The following is a 23,765-nucleotide window of genomic DNA, read 5'->3' as shown; positions in this document are numbered from 1 at the left end:
TCGGTTTTTATTGTTTGTCCTTACTATTTTTTCTTCATTCTTTCACTTATAACATCTATAAAGCAATATCCACTGATTAGCACATAGTAAAATAAAAGTATCCCTAGTGTATCTTTCATACTTGTAAATTCCTCTTTATGAAATACGATAAGCGAAAGGGTGAAAACGAGAAAGAAGATTAGTGGATATAAGATAAAATAATAAGTAAGATTTCCTTTCATCATATCAGCTACTATGTAATATACTTCTGTTCAAATAGTTGCAATTCCTGTCCTTTTATTTAGCCCTACACATGAAATATGGTAAAATTAAGGAGAAGGAGGGTTGCAAATGACATTTCACTCTAAAATGGATACATTCTTCTTATCTATCATCAGTTTTGCTATTTTCACCACTGGTGCTGTAACAATACTTCCTCTCATATTTGATGATGAAGCTACTACAACAAATGCATACATTCTACTATCTATTTTCTTTCTATCTTCTGGCTTCCTATTATGGTGCTCCTTTTCTATTACATATACATTCTATGAGGATTACTTATTCGTGAAAGGTGGCCCATTTCGAAGTAAGATTCCCTACGGCCATATAACGAATATCTCGAAAACAGATAACATTTTAATTGGATACCGTATTCTCTCTTCAAAAGATTGTTATGAAATTTTTTATACGTCAGGAACTTTAGGAAGTGTAAAAATCTCACCGAAAGATCCTGAAAGGTTCATATCCGAACTACAGAAAAGATGCCCTGCATTACAATAAAAAAGCACCGAATAGGTGCTTTTTCCTACGCTTCAACCGATTGATTTTCAGCAATATTTCTAAATTGTCGTTTGTGCATCCAAGTTAATGAAGCAATTGTTCCAAGTGATAACACAACGATAAAGATCATGAGTATTCCAATGTTTTGCCACATGAAGTTAAAGTCTCCGCTTGATACGACTGCTTTCAATCCTGATACAGAATATGTCATCGGTAGCCAAGCATTAAATGGTTGTAAAAACTTCGGAATCAATTCTAGTGGGAATGTTCCAGCACTCGTTGTAAGCTGAATAATTAATGTGATGATGGCAATGAAACGGCCTGCATCACCAAATGCTGTTACTAAACATTGAATTAGTGCGATAAACGCTAAGCTTGTAACGATGCTAAAGAGTATAAAGTATGGAATACTTTGTACTTCTACACCTAATCCGAATAGTAATATGATATCTGCTACTATCGCTTGAATAATACCGACTGATAGTAAAACGCCGAACTTACTAATAAACCAACTAAATCCTGATTTCGGAACGCCGACTGTATCGCGTAATGGGTATACGATAGATAGTAGTAATGCCCCAACAAATAAACCAAGTGATAAGAAATACGGTGTAAATCCAGTTCCGTAGTTTGGGACTTCCGCCATTTTCTCCGTCTTCACTTTTACAGGGCTTGCAAACATATCATACGTTTTATCCGTTCCTTTTACTTCACCAGTTTTCTCTGCCCCTTCGCCAAGTTTCTCAGCAAGTTCACCTGAACCATCGTTTACTTTTACGAGGCCATCTGTTACTTTTCCTGATCCGTCTGCTAGTTTATTTACTCCATCGATTAGCTGTGTTGAGCCAGTGGACATTTTATTTAGGCCACCATTTAGAGTACCTAAGCCAGTTGTTACTTGACTTGAACCGTCCGCTAATTGCGTTATGCCACCTGTCATTTGGTTTGCTCCTACAGATAATGTACCTAAACCGCCTGTTACTTGGCTTGAGCCATCTGCCAGTTGATTTACACCACCTGCCATTTGGTTTGCTCCCGCAGATAATTGACCTAATCCAGCTGTCACTTTTTCAGATCCGCTTTGTAATTGCATTACTCCATCAATTAATTGAACTGATCCATCTTTTAATTTATCGGTACCTATTTTTGCTTTCTCTAATCCCTCACCAAATGCATGAAACTTACTAACAAATTTATTTTGTGCGTTCGTTAGTTTCTCAACACCATCAGCTAGAGTTTTCACCCCTGCAGGGTTTGGTAATTTGTTTTTCAATCCATTTGTTTTTTGATGTATTTCACCTTTTAATTGTTTTACTTCTTCATTTAATTTATTTGTTCCACCTGCTACTCCAGCAGCTTTTTGCTGAACTGTCGCTGTATTTTTTACAGCACTTGTTATGAATGGTTGTAACTGCTCTTGATATTCTTTTGGTAAACTTTCAATTTGCTTTTGTAAATTCGCTACATCTTGCGCTGCATTTTTTGCATCTCCTGCTGTTGATTGTGTAAGTTCAGTTAACTGATTTACATTCGCCCCAGCTCCATCTATTTTCTCATTTACTGTATTCAATATAGAAGGAACTTTCGACTGCATTTCCTCTAAGCCTGCAACAGACTTTTGTACGTTACTATTTAAATCTTGCAATCCCTTTTGAATCTCTTGAGACCCTTTTTCTAATTGACTTTGCCCTACAACAAGTTTTTCCATACCATTTGATAGATCAGTTGTTCCTGTTTTTAATTCACCAGATTTACTTACTAGTTTGTTCAAGCCACCGGTCACTTTCTTAGATCCATCACGCAATTCACCAATTCCTTTTTGCATTTCACCCGTTTTGCTATTTAACGTATTTAAACCGTCAGTTACTTTTCCGGACCCATTTAATAATTTCCCGATACCTGTTTGCATCTCACCCGTTTTGCTATTTAACGTATTTAAACCGTTCGTTACTTTTCCGGAGCCATCCACTAATTTATTAGATCCATCTGCTAATTTCCCAACTCCATCCTTCATCTCCCCAGATTTTCCTTGCAGTGTATGAAGGCCATCCGTCACTTTACTTGAACCATCATGCAGCTCACTTGATCCATCGTGCAGTTTACTTGCACCTTCCGCCCCATCTGCTAATCCTTTTGAGACGTCTTGAATAGAATCAAACATTTTCTCTGCATATGTTTTCGTTAACGTACTTGATACTTCACCTTTAATTTTTTCAATTGCTGTCCCGCCAATTTGTGAAGATAAGAAGTTTAAGCTTTCGTTTGGAATATATTCTAAGTTTAATGGCTTTGGATCATCTTTTAATAACGTTGTAGCGTTACTTGAGAAGTCATCTGGAATGCGTACTAACATGTAATACTTTCTACCTTCCATTCCTTTTTTCGCTTCTTTTTCACTTACAAACTCCCATTTAAAACTTGTATTATCTTTTAAATTATCAACGAGTCCTTTTCCGACCTCAATTGGTTTCCCATCAAATACTGCACCTTTATCTAAATTAACTACCGCCACTGGTAAATCATCTAACTGTTTATACGGATCCCAAAAGGCCCACAAAAACATACCCGCATATAAAATCGGTACGAATAGAACCGCGATAATTGGAATTAATATTTTTTTACTTTTTATAATTTCAGTAAACTCTTTACGAAGTAACTGATTCCATTTCATCATTTCTCCCCCTTTATTAAATGACCAAAACGTTCATTTGGTCATTCTTACCCAAACAAAAAGGCTATACTTATTCATACATATGCCTTATCCCCGAATTTATACTATGCAACTGTTCTTTACTATGAAGTGAATATTTCTATTATCCCTCCTAAAATAAATATATGACCATTTTGTTCAATTGGTCACTTTCTATAATAATAAAAGGATTATCTTAGTTTGACAATCCTTTTAATAAATAAAGTTCAAATAATTCTGCGATTTTTTCTTTTTCTAGCGGTTCATGATTTTTTTCCCAATCAAAAATAAGCGATACGTATAAGCGAAGCATAATAAATGCTGTAATTTCTGGATCACATTTGCTAATTTCACCTTTATCAATCGCAATCTTTAAATACGATTGAATGACAGAAACAATTTCCACATCTACTTGTTGCATCACTTCTTGTACTTCTTTCGTTCCCATATCACGCTCTTCTTGAATTAACTTAATCATGAGCTGATGTTCTTTTCTGAATTCTAATATGCTATATAATGCTCTATGTACATTTTCAAAAAATGAAACATCTGAACGAATTGCATTTTCTGCAACTTGCTTCATTTCTGTAATTAAATTAGAAATAATTTCACCAAATAGCTCTTCTTTATTTTTGAAAAAAGTATAAATCGTTCCTTTTCCTACATTCGCTAACTTCGCTACTTGATCCATCGTTGTTGCTTTATAACCGAACGCTGAAAAAGACTTTGTTGCAGCTTCAATAATAGAACGTTTTCGATCTATCGCCACATCGTCACCTCCAAAAATGACCAATTGGATAATATAGTCAATCAGTACATCTTTGATATTACCACACGCTTACATTCTAGACAAGTTCTCTTTTTTATTATTTCCAGTATAAAAAAATTCCAGTCAAGTTATATCATACTGTCCATAGTTTATCAGAAGAAAAGAGAAAAGGAAAAGGTGTTCTAGAGATATACGTCTCAAGAACACCTTTTTATTATTTCAACATAGCAAGCATAACCTTCTCTAACTCTTCTTTATTTACATTTTTATCAAATACTGCTTCTCCTGGATCCTCTAAACTATGATTAATAATGACTATTTGATATGCACTATCTTTCCCTTTTGCAGGAACAATCATCTTCATACCTTGTAAATTACTATCCGAGTTATGAGTCGCATAGAATATTTGATTACCTTCTAATTCGTACTGTTCAATGTTTTCTTCTACAACAAATAAAGCATGAAACGGATCTTTACTCTCTCCGAATACTTGTGATTGATAAGTTGTATAGTTTCCTTTTCCGTTTGTATACTCTAATTCAATAATTAACTCAGGTCTTCTCTTAATAAAATAACCTACATTTTCATCCTTCAGATTGTATCCTTCAATTGTGTACCTTGGCTTCTTAATTTGAAAATCAACATGTTGCTGCGCTTCCTTTACCGTGTAATTTATAGATTCGTGCACTTTGTCATCAAATGGTTTTGATTGATCATAAAGTGCATATAATTTGTCACGATCGTCTTTTGTTAAACGCTCTTCTTCAAAATATGATGTATCGGATTCATAATTTCCTGTAGTACCTTTTTTCTGTATATTAAGAATGTCTTTATACAATTTTATGTACTGTTCGAACTCATCTTTCGTTAAAGCCTTTTCAGCTAAATATAAATAATCTGTCTTTTTTTCATATACCCTGTTTGAATAGCTGAATTCTTTCCTCGCATTTTCTTCTGTACCAAACAGCATATCTACAGCATTTTGGAAAGCATCCTTTGACTGCTCTACTTTATCCTCTTGTTTTTCTTTCCCTTCCGCTGCACGTGCGTTGAATAAAGAAAGAGATGCAATAGCAACTATAACAATAATCCCAAGTAAAGAAAGACGATACGATTTCTTTTGGAACTTTTTAATCATAACGATTCTCCTTTTTAGTGTTCGTTTATTTCTACTTAAATTTGCTAGGCTTGGTGCTTGATAGGAATAGTGTTCTAGAAGGGTAATAATTGTATGACCGTATGCAAGTTGTTCCTCTTTATCTATAAAAGTAAGTGCATATGCATCACAGGCTAATTCTTGATCTTCTCGCATACAAAAATAGGCGTACCAAAGAATCGGATTGAACCAATTTAATAGAATTAAACTGTACATAACCCAATTTACAGCTACATCGTTTCTTTTAATATGAGCTAACTCATGGTAAAAGACATATTGTAATTGTTGCTCATTTAATACTTTCATATGTTTTTTTGATAGTAATACTTTCGGACGAAAGAAACTAAACACAGTTGGACTCGCAATCTTTCCTGCTAAACGTAATGAAACTTCCTTCTTCATTTTCATAGACTGCTTACAGCGATTAAATACTGTAACGATCTGTTCATCCGTAATATCCGGTTGTTTCTTTATGTACGAATATAACCGTCTATTTGTAATAAACGTTATAGCTGCTAATACGATTACCCCAACTAGCCAAACATATAGAGCAATTTTATATAAAGACAATGTAGTCTGTTGCTTCGCACTCACATTTACTTCAGGTTTACTATTTTTTGTCACAGTTTCAGCATTTGATTCTAATTCCACTGTATAATCACTTTCTATGTTCATCATACTCTCAGTAGACGACGGCATATTTTTTGGAATAACTTCCGATACACTAGAACGATAGGAAAGTAATGAATAAATGCTATAAGAGCTATCTGGTGACCATGGTAAAAGGAGTCTAATCATTAATACAATCCACAGCATATATTGCCACCGGGGTGTTAACTTATTTCTAAGTAGAATTTTTATACATAAAATAAATCCAACTAATATGCTAGCCATAAGTGATGTTTCTATAAGCCAATCAAAAAAATGAGGAAGGTATACATTTATAAGCATGTCTATCATTGTTATCGATCCTTCCTCTTATTCTCCTCTGTCTTCTCATCTAAAATGCGTTTTAGTTCATTAATATCTTCTGAAGATAATTTCTCCTCTTTCAAGAAATTGACAAGTAACGGCTTAAACGCCGCGCCGCAAAAACGCTTTAGCAAAGACTTCGTTTCAACTTGTAAATAATTATCTTGTGATACTAACGGATAATAAGCGTACATACGCCCTTTATCTTGATGATAAGAAACGGCTTCCTTTTGTACTAACCGATTAATTAATGTACGGATTGTTTTCGGTTTCCAGTCCATTGCATCTTCCAGTTCTTCTATAATTTCATTCGCTGTTTGTGGAGATTTCGACCAAAGTACTTTCATAATTTCTAATTCTGCTTCAGATATTTTAGGTAATTGATTTGTCATAGTATATTTCACTCCCTCGTATTACATTTGTAATCTATAATTAAGATTACAAATGTAATACTTAATTGTCAACCATATTTTAGAAAAAACTAATTTCAACTAAACCTTACTTAACAAGAGCAAATTTCCCTTTTTTCAAATAATCAAATAAAAAAACAAGAAAAACTTTACAATTAATAGTAATATATAAAATAGACAAGTTTATCAAAATAGTGGAGGCTTTTTCAGTCATGATGCGTGCGCTTCGTTTAAATATAAAGCAAGCTTTTTGTAATCGTGTTTCTTTAATTATTATGTTTAGTGGATTTGTTCTTATTTGTATTTATCACTATTATTATGTTATTCGTTATTTAGGAGACGCTGCGAGCGGACCTATATCAACAGATATAAAATGGATTGGATTTCGTGACAATGAAATGGATGTTTATTTATTATTAATGCCAGTTATTGCGAGTTTCCCCTTTAGTACAAGTTACAATTCCGATAAGTCAGATGGCTTTAAACCGTTCGTGAGTAAAGGAATTTCTTTATTTCCTTATTCAGTAACGAAATATATCGTTACGTTTTTTTGCGGAGGATTTCTTTATACATTTCCATTCATCTTATCGTTATTATTTTGCAAATTAACCATTCCAGACGGAGAACCTATAGCTGGTTCAGGCATCATAAATGATGATGGAATGTTCGCAAACCTATATTTAGATGCGCCTCTCACTTACATTACGGTATATATCGGAATTAATTTTTTATTTGCAGGTTTAATGGCCCTCTTAGGACTTGCTGCATCTGCATGGTCACAAAAGGACTATATGGCGATTCTATTTCCATTTGCAGTTAACTCCATTCCGTACGTCCTGCTAAATACAATATTCCCTACAATAGGCGGAGCACCTATTCATTTATATGACCCAAAGCAACCGTTGCAAGGCATGTCACCATACATTTTAACGATGCAATGTGCTTTCTTCCTTCTCGTTAGCTTATTCATATATATACAAGGCGTAAAGCGCGATAGAAAAAAATATAAAAGAAGACTGCAAAGAAGAGATCGGTGTAGAAAAGCATTTCAAGTATAATAAATCCCTAATTTCCTTACTATCTTGGAAATTAGGGGTTTTATTTACTATCCTTTTACGGCGCGCCAGCCAATCCCCATAAAATAACGACCGCCGTAAAATAAATCGCTTTAATACCTACCACTAAACATAATAAAATAATTGCATATTTACTTAACTCTCTACTTGCGCCGATTAAAGTAAAAATAACTGCCAAACTAAACGTTATATAAGATACTGCTGTATGTATTAAGTTATATGTAATATCTAAAGTTTGTGTGAGTCCTGTTACATCAGCTAGAAATTGAAGCATGACGATTGTACTAAAAAAAATTGCAAGCTGATTCATTAGCTTTCCATTTAACCATGCTTGCATCTTTAACCTCCTCATTAAAAACACTGAACTTTCAAATAATTTTAACATGATTTTTACAGAAAAAGAACGCTTAGTATATCTCTAAACGTTCTTTCATGACTATTTAAGAAGCTTTCTTCAAATCAATTTGAGCAAGTACTGGATCGTGGTCGCTTACACGTCCGTGCTCTTTCATAATGTTTGTGTTTAAGTGTACTGGATCTAAAATTGTATGTGGTGCGATGTTGTTGGTTACTAAAATATGATCTAACACTTGTGCATTTCCTTCATGAATGTATGTGTAGCGATTTTCTTTCGGCACTGTGTTTAACATATTTTTTAAGTTTGTTCCTTCTAGTGTTTTTAGTGGTTTAGCGAACTCAAAATCGTTCATATCCCCTAACACAACAACTGGTGCATTCGTGTTCTTTTTCTGAATACCTTGTACGAAATGATTTACTTCTTGAGCTAATTGAATTCGTTTTTCTTCACTCTTTAATACGAGCGGCTGCACTTTTCCAAATGGCGTTGCATCTCCTATTTTTGAGTTTAAGTGATTTGCAACGACAACAATGTTTTGTCCTTGGAACGTAAATTCTGCGGCTAGCGGTTTACGTGTACTTTCAAACAATGGATTTTCGTCTCCAATACGAACAACATTTTTATCTAGCAACTTCGGTACTGCTGCTAGTTTTACGCGAGATGGGTTATAGAAGAAACCGACGCGAATATTCGCTCCTGGTGCTCCTCCGTCTAGATTGTTGTTTGGAGCAATTTCTACATACTCATACTTCGGTCCACGAATTTCTAGCACTGCATCAATGATACGTTTTGCGCTTAACGAAGCATCTGTTATACCGTCATTAAGCGTTCCGTTATTATCTTGCATTTCCTCTACACCGATAATATCTGGCATTTTTAAATTGTATTTAATAGAATACGCTAATGCTTTTACTTTTTCATCTGTTGTTTCTTTTTTATTCGCCGAGAAGTTTTCAATGTTATATGTAGCAACTGTTAACTTATCAAGACGCGGCTGAATATTTGCCCCTACTTGCTTAAATCCGCCGTCTACTACAGATGGTAATTCCGTTATTGGCGCAATGCGGAACGAACCGTAATCATATCCGACTACTCCTGTTATATCTCCAGTGAAAGTATCTCCTACTTTTGCTACATAATCACGAGGTACTTTTACAGAAAGACGCTCAGGATTTAATTGATTTTCATCTAAAAGAGGTGTACCATATTTCGTTACGACTTTATCTCCACCATTTTTTACTGTTACATATAAATTCCCGTTTTTCTGAGGAGCAATAATTTTTGGCGTTGGCATCGTAACGCGCATACCTTCTACACTTTCATAAAAGTCAATTGCATCTTCACTTGGATCAAATAAACCAAATGCATCATTATCGATAATTTGATCAGGAATTTTCACACCGTTTTCTCCAAGTACAATCGGTGCTGGTAAAGCTTGATTTTTTGCGATTACAGCAACGCGGCTCGCTTTAATTTCTGTCGTCGTTAAGTCTGTTTCAAATCGCTCTGCATATCCAGGCCCAACATATTCTTCTACTACCCCATCAGCTTGAATAAGATCTCCTACTGCTACATTCGCATCTTTTTTGTATACGTACATACCTTCTGAAGTAGCTGGATCATTATCTGGCTGATTGTCTTCTATATAAAAACCATTTTTATCAAGCGCTGTTACAACGCCTTCCACATTGTATACTTTCTTCCCGTTGTAAGGAGAAAGATGTGATTTCCCTTGAATATCATGAATACGAACCGGTTCATTGTTTACGATAACAAATGAAAAAGTTGAAATTGCTGAAGAAGTAAGCCCTTCTTTCTCTGCAATTGCTTTAATTACACTATTTTCATTCACTACAATTTGTCCGTTATAAAGAACGCTTTTATTTGTAGGGTTAGAGCCATCTAACGTATAGTAGATTGTTGCTCCTTCTGTATTCGTTGTTAACGTTACAGCTGTGCCTTTCGTAATTTCTCCGCCACAAGGTGAAGCTACTACATCGCTAACACGGTTTTGTCCTTCTCCTTGAAACTTATGAGCTGTTACCGATTTTAAACCTGGGCTACTAAAATATAATTCAAGCGTTCCTGTTAAACTAACTTTCTTCCCAATATTTTCAGGATGATCTTTCACGTTTACTGCCGATCTCACATCGCCTTTTGGCAACTGAACAGGCATGATTTTGTCTGGATTTGTTTCATTTGGCGAATCCGCAATTGCTACGTTTGTATCATCAAACTTAGCCGGATCCTTCGTGTACTTAGAAGGACTTTGCGTATATCCGATAATATATCCTTCCACTGTCCCCTTCGTTTTCCCTTGCTGCTTAAATACTTGAATTGCTTTTTCTACTGACATAGAAGTAGCTTCTTCTGCTTGTACTAAAGTTCCAGTAAATGAAAGCAATAGTATGAATGATAAAAAGACACTTAACAATTTCTTCACAGCCATTTTCCTCTCCCTATTTCATATTTTCTCAGCATTTCTATCATATCAAATGATTCGTTATATAGAATGATATTTCGACAAGTTTTACAAAAAATTAATCTAATTTACTCGTTTTCAAACTATAATACAAAATAATAATTTTACACCTTCTATGAATGCACTTTATAATGTTAAAGAGAGAAAACAGAAAATATCGAAATTTCCTTGGCATGTAAATGGATTCATTTGAATAGGAGTGATTGGATGGAAGTGCAAACAGAAACATACCGCGCAGCTATGAATGGAACATTAGAACGTCATTTTTCAGATATGATTGCTGTTATACCAACTAGAATTACAATTGATCAGTTAAAACAGCGGCTAGAAACTGTCTCTACTAAAGTTGATGAGTTAAAAATTGTTTATAGTGATGAGACAAGCCTTATTGTTGAGTTACATATGGATGAAACAATCATACCGTATGAACTGCATATTGATGAAACGGATGATCCTGAAGAATATAAACTGTACAATAGACAAGATTCCACAATCGTAGACCGTACTTTTGAAGGTGCAGCTTATGGTACTGAAATTTGCACTCGTACGCTATTTGTAGGTGATGTACTGGACTGCTTTTTCCAGCAAATACAATTTTTATGGAACCTTGCTCCAGACTTGTTATTTGTAATTGATTCAAGCGCAGCAATGAAAGTGATATCTAGAAACTATATTGAATATCACGTTGAAAATGAATTATTACCTGATATTCCTGACTTATACGTTATTCATTCCGTTTATGAAGACGATAAAGAAGGCGAGCCTACGCAATATTGGTTTCATACACACGGTCTTTTAAGAGCGGGCGTAACAGAAATAGAATTAATTATTCCAAATCGCATTTCTTCTTATTATGGCATTGGAGATCTTTTCCAAACTTTTGCTAATAATGCCGTTGAGAATGGCCAAGTCCCAATGAATGAGCCTATCGTTATCGCACATAGTCAGCAAGGTTCTATACATACAGTAGCTGTTCCGTGGGAAAAAGGCTTATCTTATATCGGACATAAAACGAGTATGGATCAATTATCTTCAATTGAGGATGAAGAAGTGAAGCTACAACCAATTGATGCACAATACGTATTTCTTGGCGGGATGGATGACCGTGATGAATACCATCAATCTCCATCTGTTCTCTTGTTCAAATTTGATACTTCAGAAGAATGTATCGAAAGCTTTTTCAAGGAACACGAGGAAGCTACAGGGCTCATGTTCTATAAAACAAATAGCGAAACGGCTCGTATGGCTTACAACGCGAAGAATACTTTCGGGTATTTCAGAAACATTTTTCAAATTGAACAATCAAATGAAGATTTTCGTTTTCTAGCTAAGTTTGGTGTTTCCTATGAAGAGGGTAAAAGCGAACATATGTGGTTTGAAATGCAAGATATTACGGAAGACCTTATTCAAGGAATACTCATTAATGAACCATATTTTATAGAAGATATGAGTGAAGGAAATAGTTATCATTTAGATTTTGATGACTTAACAGAGTGGGCTATTTATGCAGGAGATGCCGTGATAAAACCAAATAACTTGTATATGTTTATTGGTGAATAAGTGTTTTATATAATAAACGAAACGCCTTCAATATGATTGAAGGCGTTTCACTTTATTGTGCGATTAATTCCGCATCCATTACTTTCTCCAAATGAGATAGTACACGCTTTGCAGCTCTCTCACCTTGATCAATACAGTCCGGAAGACCAGAACCAGCGTAAGAACTACCTGCCAAGTATATACCTGGCAACTCTTTCTCCATAAATGTTGTGAGTTTCTTCATTCGCTCGTTATGGCCTACTGTATATTGGGGCATCGCTTCTTTCCAGCGGCTTACGACTGTAAACTCTGGATCCTCTGTAATATCCATCGTCTTTCGTAAGTCTTCTAGTACAAGCTGAACAAGTTCCTCTTCTGTTTGTTCTACAACTGCTTCATCACCAGGTCGCCCAACGTAACATCGAAGAAGCGTTTTTCCTTCTGGCGTTGTATGTGGCCATTTTTTATGTGTCCACGTACATGCTGTAATTGTGTAATCACTATTCCGAGATACGACAAATCCTGTACCATCAATATCGCGCTGAATGGCTGATTTTGGGAAAGCCATTGACACATTCGCAACTGATGTGGATGGAATGTTGCGGAAGAAACGAAATTGCTTATACTGAGCAAACATAGACGGCAATACTTTATGTGAGCTTGCCACTACGATCGCATCCGCTTCTATTTCTTTTCCGTTACTAAGAGTAATCGCATAGCCATCACCCTGTTTTGCAACTTTTTCAATGCGGGTTCCCTTTATTATCGTGCCTTCATGCATCTTTGATTCGAGAGATTCTACGATAGATTCTAAACCGGTTTTCACTGTTTGGAAGATTCCCTTTTTCGGTTCAGCTTTCTCTGTTTTCGGAGCGAGCGTACGCATACCAAGTGAAATACTGCGATGTTTCTGCTCAATTTGATACATTTGCGGGAATGTTGACATTAAGCTCATTTCATCAATATCTCCTGCATAAATACCAGAGAGTAATGGTTCTATTAAGTTTTCAACTACTTCGTTTCCGAGGCGATGTCTGAAAAAATGCCCGAGTGATTGGTCAGATACTGGTTTTGATCTCGGCATTAACAGATCAAAACCAGCTCTTAGTTTACCAATTGGAGAGAACAGCCCGGAAAATAGAAACGGCGTAATTTGCGTTGGAATTCCCATCATTGATCCACTCGGCATTTTATGTAACCGATTGTTTACGAGGATAAATGATTGACCGGCCTTATTATTGACAAGTTCTTCGCCAAGTCCTAGTTCTTTCGCTAATCTAGCTGCACTTTCTTTTCGTGCTAAGAAAGAATCCGGTCCGCGTTCAATTATAAATCCATCTTTTCGAACCGTTTGAATTTTCCCGCCAAGTTTACCCGATGCTTCTATAAGTAATATATCAATCGACAAGTTCTTCTCACGAATATCTTTTTGTAAGTTATACATTGTTGTTAATCCTGTGATGCCACCGCCGATGATTACAACTTTTTTCCTCAAGCATGCTCCCCCTTTCTTCTTACATTACAAATTCTTTTTTCTTTAATACAACATCCGTTAAGCAATCAATGAATGCATCCGATGCGTTTGGCATTTCTGGACGATAATATTTCGCGCCAATTTCATCAGTCACCACTTTACACTCAAAGTCATTGTCATATAAAACTTCTAAATGTTCCGCAACAAATCCAACTGGTGCATAAACAAATGAAGTATAACCGTACTTTTCATTTAATTCTCTCGTTAAATCTTGTACATCTGGACCAATCCAAGGATCTGGCGTGTTTCCTGCACTTTGCCATCCTACTGCATAGTTTGCTACTTCAGCTCCGCGCGCGATATAGTCCGCTGTTTCATTTAACTGATCTGGATATGGATCGCCCATTGCAATAATTTTCTCTGGTAAGCTATGTGCAGATACGATTAATACTGCTTTTTCACGTTCTGCGTCTGACATACCGTTATATATACCTTTCACTGCATCAACCCAGTACTGGATAAATTTCGGTTCTTTATACCAGCTATCAATGCCGTGAATCGTTAAGTTTCCAAGTTTCTCAGCTTCTTCTTGTGCTCGTCCTACATACGATTTCACGCTAAATGTAGAATAGTGCGGCGCAAGAACAAGTGCGATTGCATCCTGTATACCGTCGTTATGCATATCCTTCACTGCATCTTCAATAAACGGTTCGATATGTTTTAAGCCAAGGTACATATGGTACTCTACTTCATCTTGTACTTCATTTAAACGCTGTTCTAACTTCTTAGCTTGCTCTAATGTAATAGTAGCTAAAGGAGAAATACCACCAATTGCACGGTAACGCTCTGTTAAATCTTCTAGCATTTCAGGACTTGGCTTTCTTCCTCTACGAATATGTGTATAGTAACGTTCAATATCTTCTTCTTTATATGGCGTTCCGTATGCCATTACAAGCAAACCAATTTTCTTTTTCATACAGCAATTCTCCTTTACTTCGCTAACTGCCCTTTAGAGTATTCATGAATAAATGTAGTTAAACGTTTTAATGTATCTGGATTTACTTCTGGGAATACACCGTGACCTAAGTTAAAGATGTAACCTGGCTGTTTCATCCCTTGATCTAAAATAGCTTTTACATGTTCTTCAATAACAGACCATGGCGCAAGTAAGAATGAAGGATCCATATTACCTTGTACCGCCTTGTGAATACCGCGTGCACGTGCCTCTTCAATCGGTAAGCGCCAATCTAAGCCAACTACATCAAGCGGTAAGTCTTGCCATTCATTTACTAAGTGTGCCGCTCCTACGCCGTGCATAATCATCGGAACACCCACCTTACGAACTTCTGCAAAAATACGCTCCATTGCCGGTTTAATAAATACGCGGTAATCTGCTACATTTACTGTTCCAACCCAAGAATCGAAAATTTGAACTGCTTTTGCTCCTGCGTTAATTTGCGCTTTTAAATATGTAATAACCATATCTGCTAGCTTATCCATTAAAGCGAACCAAGCTTTCGGCTCTGCATACATGAACGCTTTCGTATTATGGTAGTTACGAGACGGACCGCCTTCAATCATATAGCTCGCTAGTGTAAATGGAGCTCCTGAAAAACCGATTAACGGTACGTCTAACATTTCAGTCGTTAATAAACGAATCGTATCTAATATGTACGGTACGTCATCTTCTGGATTGATTTCCCCTAGTTTTTCTACGTCTTGTAAAGAACGGATTGGATTATCAATAACTGGGCCAATACCTGATTTAATTTCTACATCCACACCAATTGCAGGTAGTGGTGACATAATATCTTTATAAAGAATTGCTGCGTCTACGTTATATTGATCAACTGGAAGCTTTGTAACGTAAGCACATAACTCTGGATTGTGTGTAATTTCAAATAAAGAATACTTTTCTTTTATCTTTCTATATTCCGGCTGCGAACGACCTGCTTGACGCATATACCATGCTGGTACATAATCAGTGCGTTCCCCCCTACATGCTTTTAAAAATGTCTCATTTATAGTTCTTACCAAGACCCTTGCTCCCTTCCTTGCCAATGCTTTTGCTCTAAATACGTTCTATTCCGATATTTATCTTTTTTTACTATACAGCTTGTAAAAACAAAATGCATAATATTATGTACGTTGTTCATTAAATTGACACAAACATTCGTAAAAACGCTTACTATTTTCACAACATTCTTATTATAACACAGAGAAAAACTATGGTTTAGCTACTTTTGACTTTTCTCCTTCGCGATTCGTTTGTGTGTTATATGGCACAACGTAAAAGCTCGGTTTTGAAAAGATGTTAACGAACTTTTCCTCATATTCCCCGGCACCGTTTACAGTACCTACATGCGTATGAATTCCATTTTCTACTCTATAAATACGATACATAATTCTTTCATCTGGAAGTGGTGTCCAGCTTAATTTCGCTTTAAATAAACCGAAAGGGCTAAACGCTAATTTCATTTTCACATCTTCAATCTTATGCAGCCGAATCGGAGCACCGATTGTTTCCACACCTTCTGGTTTCATAAACTGCTCTTTCTGTTCTACATTTGCTTTCGTTAAAATTTTCTTAAACAATTTCGTTGCTGACGCACTTTCTCCTTGCAGCTGATGCTCTTTATCTGTACGGTCATAACCAATCCACACAGCACCTACTAAATTTGGCGTATAACCAACGAACCACATATCTCTAGCTCCATTATCGTCATTTGGTAAGGAAGTTGTACCTGTTTTCCCAGCTAATGCCCCACTATATACACCAGCTTTCGCTGTCCCTTCCTTCACAACTCCTTCTAACATTTTCGTCATATACCACGCCGTTTGTTTCGAAAAAATTTTCGTTTCTACTTTTGGCGATTCTCCAATGACTGCGCCGTGTCTATTTAACACTTTATCAATAACGTGCGGCTCAATAATATCGCCATTTGCTAAAAATGCACGATACATTTTTACAAGCTCAAATGGTGAGACACCATTTTTCAATCCGCCAAGCGCTGTACTTAAACCAGCATCAGCAATATGAACATTACCTTTCTCTAAATATTGCTTTCCTTCTTCTACCCCTAACTCATTTAATAAAGAAACTGCTGGTACGTTTGCCGATTCTAAAATCGCATCGTACATGGTCATTTCTTTCGAATACTCATGGTTATAATTTCGAGGTTCATAGCCTTCAAAAGAATTTCGTTCATTCGTTAATAAAGAATACGGATTATACTTTTTCGTTTCGAGTGCTGGTGCATAGACGATAAGCGGTTTTAACACAGAACCCGGCTGTCTTTTTGCAAAAACACGATTAAACCCTCTCGGGACATACTTTCTTCCGCCAATCGCTGCTTTAATCCCGCCTGTACGATTATCCATTAATAAAAATGCACCTTGCGCACCCTCTTCTTTCCCAGGGAAATTCTTTGCATCCTGAAACTGGTTATACGCTACCTTTTGAATCTTTTCATCCATCGGTACGACAAACGTATATCCTCCTCGGAGTACTTCTTGATGAGACAAACCGTACAAACGCGCTGCTTCATCTATGACCATATCAATATACGGCATATATGCTAGCTCATTCTCATCTAAGTTTTTATAGAGAGCAATTGTCTTTCCTTGATAACGAACACTTTCTTCGGCAGTTAAATACCCTTGTTTATGCATCAGTGACAATACGAGATCGCGGCGCTCCTTACTCTTTTCTGGAGAGAAATAAGGTGAATATCCGTTTGGCGACTTTGGAAGACCTGCAAGCATTGCCCCTTCTTCTACTGTTAAATCTTCTACATTTTTATTAAAATACAGCTTTGCTGCCGCTTGAATACCGTACGCCCCATGTCCAAAATAAATATGATTCATATACATTTCAAGAATTTGCTGCTTCGTATATTTTTGCTCGAGTTGAAGGGAAATTGCGACTTCCTTCAACTTGCGCGTAAATGTTTTTTCACGATTTAAAAAGACGTTTTTAGCAAGTTGCTGCGTAATCGAACTACCGCCCTCTACTTTTTCTCCAGCTAACGTATCTTTATAAAGAGCGCGAAGTATAGACGGATAATCAATTCCTTGATGCTCATAAAAACGGGAATCTTCCACTGCAATAAACGACTGCTGCACGTACTTCGGAATTTGCTCGACTGGTACGAGATCTCTATTCTCTACGTATAATTTCGTAATTTCTTTCCCTTTCTGGTCAACGATACGTGATGAAGAGTGGAAAACGAGCTGCTTTTCATCCATCATATAGCCACCAGCTAACACGATAAGTTTATACAGTACAATCGCTAATACTAGCGTTGCTAACCCACCTAATAAAGTCCACTTTACTTTCTTCATACATCGGCCTTCTTTCCAAATGATGGTACATTTATTATTTGAAAAAGAAGTATCTTTATGTATATAATCTTCGAAGTTTTTTAAGAGAGTTGATATAATAGAAACAAACAATTAAGGGGGCATTAAAATGAAGGCTATTATTTCATACGAAACACCTCTAGAACAAGCACATTTCACTGCAAAAAATGATGAAAAAGATATGTTTTATAAAGAAGATACAGAAGAATCTGTAGACGGCTCTCTTCAATATGACGTACTAGACGCTGTTGGAGAATTTAAAGGACGACCTGGCTATATCGTTTGTAACAACATTTCTGTAACAGACGAAGGTCGCCCTGTATTTGAAAACCGTTTTAAAAACCGCGCAGGCCTTATCGAAAACGAACCAGGATTCCAAGCGATCCGCGTTCTACGCCCATTAAGTAACGATACATATGTCATCTTAACGATGTGGGAAACAGAGCAAAACTTTAAAGACTGGACAGAATCACGTTCATTTGAAAACGCTCATAAAAAACGCCCCACGCAAGCAGAAGGACAAGCTCCGGCGCATCCACATGCAGAACAGCAAAAGAGTATTTTCTCTCGTCCGTCTTTCGTGACTACTTTTGATGTGTTAGTTTAAGTTTTGGAGTTTGGAGACAGCGGTATATGAAATTATATCGGCGATTTTTCAAATATATTGGCGTATCTCGAATTATATCAGCGATTTTTCAAATATATCGACTTATCGACAAATCACGACACAAAAAAGGAAACACCATTACACGCTGGTGTTTCCTTTTTCTTTGTACCAATTATATATTAGAAGCGCATCTTCTTTTTGCATATGCTTCACTTTGTAAGGATGCCCCGCTACCGATACAACAGCTGTACATAGCTCGTCTTTCTTTTGAAAATGCGACTGACTATATCCTACTGCTTGAACATGCCTTCTTCGCATGATCCCTGTATATTTCGCGAGTCCTCGGTACACCATTACTAACTGATTGTCTCGTATCATATAACCACCACTTGTATACCGAGCGTATGCAAGTAACGTAAATACAATAAATAATGGTATCAGTATGAACAACGCAATATTCTGTTTAAAATATATACTCGCACCGACAATCGGCACAGCAAGCACAGCACTTGTAATCCATCCCATGATCACATAACGGCGCAATGCTACTTTCGGTAAATGAACGATTTCCTCTTCCATTTCATACGGCAACTGCAAATACGTAAGTAACTGCTGCACATCTTTTTTCTTCATAAAAGGATGTAGCATCACTTCATTCCCTGCCGCTTCTGTACTTTGAATGACTTCTACTTCAACAGAGCAATCACCGAAAGGCTGGCGAAGAATGCCTTCTTTCACTGTAATCGCTTGAATGCGGTGTAATTTTAAAACAAACTCTTTCTTATCAAATAATCCTTGCACGATGCGAACTTCTTTTCCGTTTCGCTCTATTTTAAAGTTCGCATATTTTAACGCATAGCCAGCTGTAGAAATGACCCACGAGACTGCCATTAAAATCGCCGCCATAACGATTAATTCATATACACCGTTATCTATCACATACGCTTCTACTTTATTGATGAGCCATTCTGGTAGAAATTGATTGAACTCTGTGTAAAGGATTACCAACATAGAAAACACTAATCCAAATCGACCAGATGTAATCGATGCGAATAAAATTTCTTTCGCTGTTAACTGATAAACTGCCTTACTACCTTCTTCCGCAAGCACATCTTCACTGACAACGCTGCTTTCTTTATGTAATAAAGCCATTAGTTCCTTCGCTTCATCTTCTTTAATACCGGCTAACATCACTTCTGGCTCAGTACCGCCGCCTGCTACTTCAATATTTAATTTCATTAGGCTAAGTATTTGATAAATGATGTTAGAAGACGTACTAATATTTTGTACACGTTCTTTATTTAAGTAACTTTCTTTCTTAACGAACACACCGTGCTTTATATGTAAAATATTATTTTCAACCCAGTACACTTTGAAATACCATTTTATAGCTGAGAAAATAGCCATAATAAATAAAATGGCCAAAAGAACAAAATGAAATAAATACCAAGGTTTCACTTCACCATCTGACCGAAATAAAACAAGAAAAATAAAAGGCAATAAACCCGCAATTCGAATACCTAATAAAATCGTAATCGGATGTTGCCTCTTATACATCCTCATCACTCACTTTCGCAAGTTCTCCAATTTGTCTTTTCAGCTGCTCTGCTTCTTCCTTCGTTAAGCCTGGGATACTATGAGAAGTTGCTGCTGTTGAAATATGTAATTCTGCTAAATTATACTTTCTCATAATCGGGCCTTGTTCAATCGTTACGTGCTGCACACGAATCATCGGAATAAGCACGCGTTTTACAACGAACATTCCCTTTTGAATCTCAATCTCTTCTTCATTTAATCTATAACTATAATAACGTTGACGTAAATTTGGAAACACAAAATAATCAAGTGGGATAAACGTAATAGCTCCTGTTACTAACAAGCCAAACAACCAACCCCACCAATTAAAATTGATCATAAAAAAGAAATACGCAATTACGACTGCTAGTATAACTGCCGCCCCAATTAAAGCGTGAATTCGCCACACTTTCAGCATATTAGAATGAATCTCCCTTTCTAACGGCTGCATCTCATCACTCCAATTATATGAATTTATTACTTATATATTAGTTGTTATATACATTTTTGTAAATTTATAGTTTTCTACATCGTATCGATCATTTCTTTAAAATTCCCTTCATTAATGGAATACACTTGAAACTGAATGTAATCTATCTCATTCGTATCTGGTTTAGCAAATGGCAAAATGTTAAATCTCGCCGCTGATCTTCCTAGCATATCTACAATCATTAAAGAAACGTCAATATATTCGAAGTCTATACGGAATACTACCGCTTCTCCCGTAAATTCATAATCTGTAATCGCATCATAGGACTTATTCGCACTAATGAGCATCACTTTTAATAGTTGGTTCAAATTTTCTGGTTTAAAATTAATCATATATACAGCTCCTTTTTTCAACAAAATACTACAAAAACAGTGTAATCTTATACTTTCATAGCTTCAAACATCAATTATATTAAAAATAAAGCTAGTTTTTTATAAATTTTTTGATATAATTACTTACGGGAAAAGGGAAGAATTTTGTCTTCCCTTGTGTTTTTATTTGCATCTAGTACTTTTGCTAGATGCTTTTTTTATGCTAAAAAAACATCCTCACATACTTTGAGGATACCTTTTCAACAATTGTACTTACATAACCCAACCTCATCTCTTAGTTTATATTATTTCTGAGTATGCTCTAAAGTGCGTTTTCACTCATTCTCTATAAGCAATTGCATTTGGCAACTGTAAGAATCTGTACTAAAAAACTCATCTAATAATTCCACTTCAATGCAATTTTTGATTGTTATATTATTTTTCTCTATATAATCTTTTAATTTCTCCATACTTTCTTCTTTATTATTCTTTTTATAGGCCAGTATCAAATAGTTACCTTCTGGTAATATATCTATATTTTGCTCTTTCTGTGTGTAATCATATTTACATAACACAGAAAAAGCATACTTTGGTTCAAATCTGTATTTTGAATGAATGGTATATGCTATACCAATTTCCATCGTTGTTTCTAAATTTCTCTCCTGAATAATTTTATCTACATCTGAATAATAAAGGAATTCTTTAAAATTACCCACTTCTTTGCATGGAGCAGTGACGATATAACGTTGCTCAAAATACTGTATTGTTATTTGATTATGTACTAGTGCCTTTTTAGCGACTTGTACACTATTATTTAGTTTATCAATTGTATGAATGACTGCTTGCATCTCTTTTATCTTTTGCTCAGTTTCTTCTCTTTTTAATGCTAAAAATTTTAATAATTCATCCATATTCTTTTCCGTAAAAATTTTTTGCAATTCTTTCGTACTCGTTCCTAAATCTCTACAAACTTTAATTATATCAATATAAACAAATTGATCTACCGAATAGTATCTATAACCCGTTTTCGTATCAATATATACCGGGACAAGAATACCTGTTTGATGGTAATATCTTAAAGCTTTTATTGTAACACCTTTCATTTTAGCAACTTCACCAATAGAAAATAAATTTCCCAATTTATATTGCCCCCTTATCCTTGACTCTCCTCTTAAGGGAGACATTATTATTTTATCGTTAAAGTTAATGGAAGGGTAATAAAAAATGGGTGCCATTACAATCATCGAATTTATAAAAAAAAGAGGTTAAAATAGATGATAGATTATCAAATCATTGATTTAGAGAATTTCCCAAGAAGAAACTACTATGAGTATTTTATGTTGACAGACACAACGTTTGAAATGACAGTCAAAATTGATGTTACTCGTGCAGTTAAAAAATGCAAAGACGAATCTATAAGTTTTTATGCTTACTCCATTTTTAATTTGACTAAATCGGTTAACAAGATCCCGAATTTGAAGTATGCCCATAGGGATAAACAATTAGTAGAATGGCAAGAATTAGTGCCAACATTTACGAACTTTAATCAAGACACAGGGCTATTTTATAATTTATGGTTAGAAGAATTAACAGATTATAAATCAGTTGATCGTGAGTACAAAAGGCTTATAAAAGACTACACAAATACAACAGATATCGTACCAATGGGAGTTGTTCCGCCAAACGTGGTGAATATTTCATCCATTCCTTGGATGCATTTTGAACATTTCTCATCTCATCAAGGAGCTATCAAAAATAATTTAACACCAATGATTACTAGTGGAAAATACGAAAAAGTTGGTTCACAGTTGTTAATGCCAGTGAATATTAAGGTTCATCATGCAACAGTAGATGGCTATCATGTATCGTTATTTTTTGAAATACTGCAACGTGAAATGAACCGTTAACTTTTAGAGAATACACGACTATGCATTTATTGCTAAAGTTAATAAAAGCGTAGTATAAAAAGAGATGAAATTTCTACACAGCTCTTTCTATAGGACATACCATTTTTTCTAGCTAACTAATTCAATGAAAGAAGGACATAATATGAAAATTGATAGACCAAAAATTTCACCAGAGTTATCTTTAAAGAATTTTCACGATATTTTTTATGAAGAAGATTCAACATTAGAAATGTGTGAAATTATCGATTCCACTTTTGAAAATGAATCTGTAGATAGAGTGCGTTTATATAGTGCAGTGATAAAGAATTGTAAGTTCACAAATACAGACTTTAGCAATATTGATATTACAGATGTTTGTTTTGAAAACTGTGATTTATCAAATGTTAATTTAAGCAATTCTTCTGTTCACAGAGTCGAATTTAAAAACAGTAAATTAATTGGAGTTAATTTTACAGAATCTAGCTTAGGGAATGTTGAATTTGAAAATTCAATTTTGAATTTAGCCTCATTTGGAAATTCTAAACTAGAAAAGATTATATTTAATGAAACTTCATTAAATAATGCAGACTTTTTTGACTGTAAGCTAAAGAAGGTTGAATTTGATTCATGCAGCCTTGACGAAGCAAATTTCGATCAAACATCACTAAAAGGAATCGATATTAGTTCTTCTACTTTTGATACACTTACGGTTTCAGTGAACAACCTAAGAGGATGTAAAGTGTCACCACACCAAGCTATTCAGTTTGCATCTTTATTGGGATTGATTATTAAAGATTAGTCAAAAAGAACGATTTAAAACGTAAAAAGGTATCCTCATACTTGAAGG

20 protein-coding genes and 1 pseudogene are annotated in these 23,765 nt (G+C 35.5%); 6 read left to right on the top strand and 15 right to left on the bottom strand.

Annotation, left to right across the window (positions count from 1 at the left end; all coding sequences use genetic code 11):
• Nucleotides 1-7 precede the first annotated feature (7 nt).
• Nucleotides 8-221: pseudogene (locus ACQVV1_RS10980) on the bottom strand (hypothetical protein).
• Between the two features lie 109 nt (nucleotides 222-330).
• On the opposite strand from ACQVV1_RS10980, the gene ACQVV1_RS10975 reads away from it, so the two are divergent.
• The gene (locus tag ACQVV1_RS10975; RefSeq protein ID WP_242255563.1) at nucleotides 331-762 is read left to right on the top strand and encodes a PH domain-containing protein; all 432 of its coding nucleotides are present in this window, start codon (nucleotides 331-333) and stop codon (nucleotides 760-762) included.
• Between the two features lie 25 nt (nucleotides 763-787).
• Here the strand turns inward: ACQVV1_RS10975 and ACQVV1_RS10970 are convergent, their stop codons facing one another.
• From ACQVV1_RS10970 to ACQVV1_RS10955, 4 genes are all read right to left on the bottom strand, one after another.
• The gene (locus ACQVV1_RS10970) at nucleotides 788-3,433 is read right to left on the bottom strand and encodes a YhgE/Pip family protein (protein WP_431168866.1); all 2,646 of its coding nucleotides are present in this window, start codon (nucleotides 3,431-3,433) and stop codon (nucleotides 788-790) included.
• 214 nt (nucleotides 3,434-3,647) lie between these two features.
• Complete coding sequence (locus ACQVV1_RS10965; RefSeq protein ID WP_000963375.1) at nucleotides 3,648-4,220, bottom strand: TetR/AcrR family transcriptional regulator; 573 nt, start codon at nucleotides 4,218-4,220, stop codon at nucleotides 3,648-3,650.
• Between the two features lie 214 nt (nucleotides 4,221-4,434).
• A complete protein-coding gene (locus ACQVV1_RS10960) occupies nucleotides 4,435-6,336 on the bottom strand; it encodes a M56 family metallopeptidase (protein WP_431168865.1) in 1,902 nt (633 codons plus the stop codon).
• A 2-nt stretch (nucleotides 6,337-6,338) separates the two neighbouring features.
• Nucleotides 6,339-6,740: a BlaI/MecI/CopY family transcriptional regulator gene (locus ACQVV1_RS10955; RefSeq protein WP_063222371.1), complete on the bottom strand. Its 402-nt coding sequence runs from the start codon at nucleotides 6,738-6,740 to the stop codon at nucleotides 6,339-6,341.
• A gap of 230 nt (nucleotides 6,741-6,970) precedes the next feature.
• Here ACQVV1_RS10955 and ACQVV1_RS10950 point away from each other — a divergent pair, with 230 nt between their 5' ends.
• Nucleotides 6,971-7,816, top strand: a complete 846-nt coding sequence (locus tag ACQVV1_RS10950) for a hypothetical protein (RefSeq protein WP_431168864.1) — start codon at nucleotides 6,971-6,973, stop codon at nucleotides 7,814-7,816.
• Between the two features lie 55 nt (nucleotides 7,817-7,871).
• Here ACQVV1_RS10950 and ACQVV1_RS10945 read toward each other — a convergent pair whose 3' ends face one another.
• Both ACQVV1_RS10945 and ACQVV1_RS10940 read right to left on the bottom strand, forming a co-directional pair.
• Nucleotides 7,872-8,171, bottom strand: a complete 300-nt coding sequence (locus tag ACQVV1_RS10945; RefSeq protein ID WP_431168863.1) for a hypothetical protein — start codon at nucleotides 8,169-8,171, stop codon at nucleotides 7,872-7,874.
• A 103-nt stretch (nucleotides 8,172-8,274) separates the two neighbouring features.
• The gene (locus ACQVV1_RS10940) at nucleotides 8,275-10,641 is read right to left on the bottom strand and encodes a DUF6359 domain-containing protein (protein WP_431168862.1); all 2,367 of its coding nucleotides are present in this window, start codon (nucleotides 10,639-10,641) and stop codon (nucleotides 8,275-8,277) included.
• A 240-nt stretch (nucleotides 10,642-10,881) separates the two neighbouring features.
• Between ACQVV1_RS10940 and ACQVV1_RS10935 the strand changes: the two genes are divergently transcribed.
• Nucleotides 10,882-12,234: a DUF4026 domain-containing protein gene (locus tag ACQVV1_RS10935; RefSeq protein WP_431168861.1), complete on the top strand. Its 1,353-nt coding sequence runs from the start codon at nucleotides 10,882-10,884 to the stop codon at nucleotides 12,232-12,234.
• 52 nt (nucleotides 12,235-12,286) lie between these two features.
• Here the strand turns inward: ACQVV1_RS10935 and hemY are convergent, their stop codons facing one another.
• The 4 genes from hemY to ACQVV1_RS10915 form a co-directional block, all read right to left on the bottom strand.
• Nucleotides 12,287-13,708 (bottom strand): protoporphyrinogen oxidase, encoded by a 1,422-nt coding sequence (gene hemY, locus ACQVV1_RS10930; RefSeq protein ID WP_431168860.1) that lies wholly within the window; start codon nucleotides 13,706-13,708, stop codon nucleotides 12,287-12,289.
• A 19-nt stretch (nucleotides 13,709-13,727) separates the two neighbouring features.
• Complete coding sequence (gene hemH, locus ACQVV1_RS10925; RefSeq protein WP_431168859.1) at nucleotides 13,728-14,663, bottom strand: ferrochelatase; 936 nt, start codon at nucleotides 14,661-14,663, stop codon at nucleotides 13,728-13,730.
• Between the two features lie 14 nt (nucleotides 14,664-14,677).
• On the bottom strand, nucleotides 14,678-15,724 hold the full coding sequence (gene hemE, locus ACQVV1_RS10920) for a uroporphyrinogen decarboxylase (RefSeq protein WP_242255580.1): 1,047 nt from the start codon (nucleotides 15,722-15,724) through the stop codon (nucleotides 14,678-14,680).
• Nucleotides 15,725-15,913: 189 nt separating this feature from the next.
• Nucleotides 15,914-18,031 carry a transglycosylase domain-containing protein gene (locus ACQVV1_RS10915; protein WP_242255582.1) on the bottom strand — a complete coding sequence of 706 codons (2,118 nt, stop codon included), beginning with the start codon at nucleotides 18,029-18,031 and terminating at the stop codon, nucleotides 15,914-15,916.
• A gap of 127 nt (nucleotides 18,032-18,158) precedes the next feature.
• Here ACQVV1_RS10915 and hmoB point away from each other — a divergent pair, with 127 nt between their 5' ends.
• Entirely contained in the window at nucleotides 18,159-18,656 is a 498-nt protein-coding gene (hmoB, locus tag ACQVV1_RS10910) for a heme-degrading monooxygenase HmoB (protein WP_242255584.1), read from the top strand.
• 138 nt (nucleotides 18,657-18,794) lie between these two features.
• Here hmoB and ACQVV1_RS10905 read toward each other — a convergent pair whose 3' ends face one another.
• From ACQVV1_RS10905 to ACQVV1_RS10890, 4 genes are all read right to left on the bottom strand, one after another.
• Complete coding sequence (locus ACQVV1_RS10905) at nucleotides 18,795-20,213, bottom strand: PH domain-containing protein (protein ID WP_431168858.1); 1,419 nt, start codon at nucleotides 20,211-20,213, stop codon at nucleotides 18,795-18,797.
• Nucleotides 20,206-20,682, bottom strand: coding sequence for a PH domain-containing protein (locus tag ACQVV1_RS10900; protein ID WP_001182711.1), 477 nt, complete (start codon nucleotides 20,680-20,682; stop codon nucleotides 20,206-20,208). Before ACQVV1_RS10900 ends, ACQVV1_RS10905 begins: the two co-directional genes overlap by 8 nt.
• Nucleotides 20,683-20,756: 74 nt before the next feature.
• On the bottom strand, nucleotides 20,757-21,053 hold the full coding sequence (locus tag ACQVV1_RS10895) for a protoporphyrinogen oxidase (RefSeq protein WP_242255588.1): 297 nt from the start codon (nucleotides 21,051-21,053) through the stop codon (nucleotides 20,757-20,759).
• 314 nt (nucleotides 21,054-21,367) lie between these two features.
• A complete protein-coding gene (locus ACQVV1_RS10890) occupies nucleotides 21,368-22,171 on the bottom strand; it encodes a MerR family transcriptional regulator (RefSeq protein ID WP_309259820.1) in 804 nt (267 codons plus the stop codon).
• Nucleotides 22,172-22,306: 135 nt separating this feature from the next.
• On the opposite strand from ACQVV1_RS10890, the gene ACQVV1_RS10885 reads away from it, so the two are divergent.
• A complete protein-coding gene (locus ACQVV1_RS10885; RefSeq protein ID WP_098556851.1) occupies nucleotides 22,307-22,939 on the top strand; it encodes a CatA-like O-acetyltransferase in 633 nt (210 codons plus the stop codon).
• A 142-nt stretch (nucleotides 22,940-23,081) separates the two neighbouring features.
• The gene (locus tag ACQVV1_RS10880; protein ID WP_098556853.1) at nucleotides 23,082-23,717 is read left to right on the top strand and encodes a pentapeptide repeat-containing protein; all 636 of its coding nucleotides are present in this window, start codon (nucleotides 23,082-23,084) and stop codon (nucleotides 23,715-23,717) included.
• Nucleotides 23,718-23,765 lie beyond the last annotated feature (48 nt).

The sequence above is a fragment of the Bacillus basilensis genome (assembly GCF_050630465.1).
Lineage (GTDB): Bacteria > Bacillota > Bacilli > Bacillales > Bacillaceae_G > Bacillus_A > Bacillus_A basilensis.
This window is presented reverse-complemented; position numbering and strand designations above follow the sequence as displayed.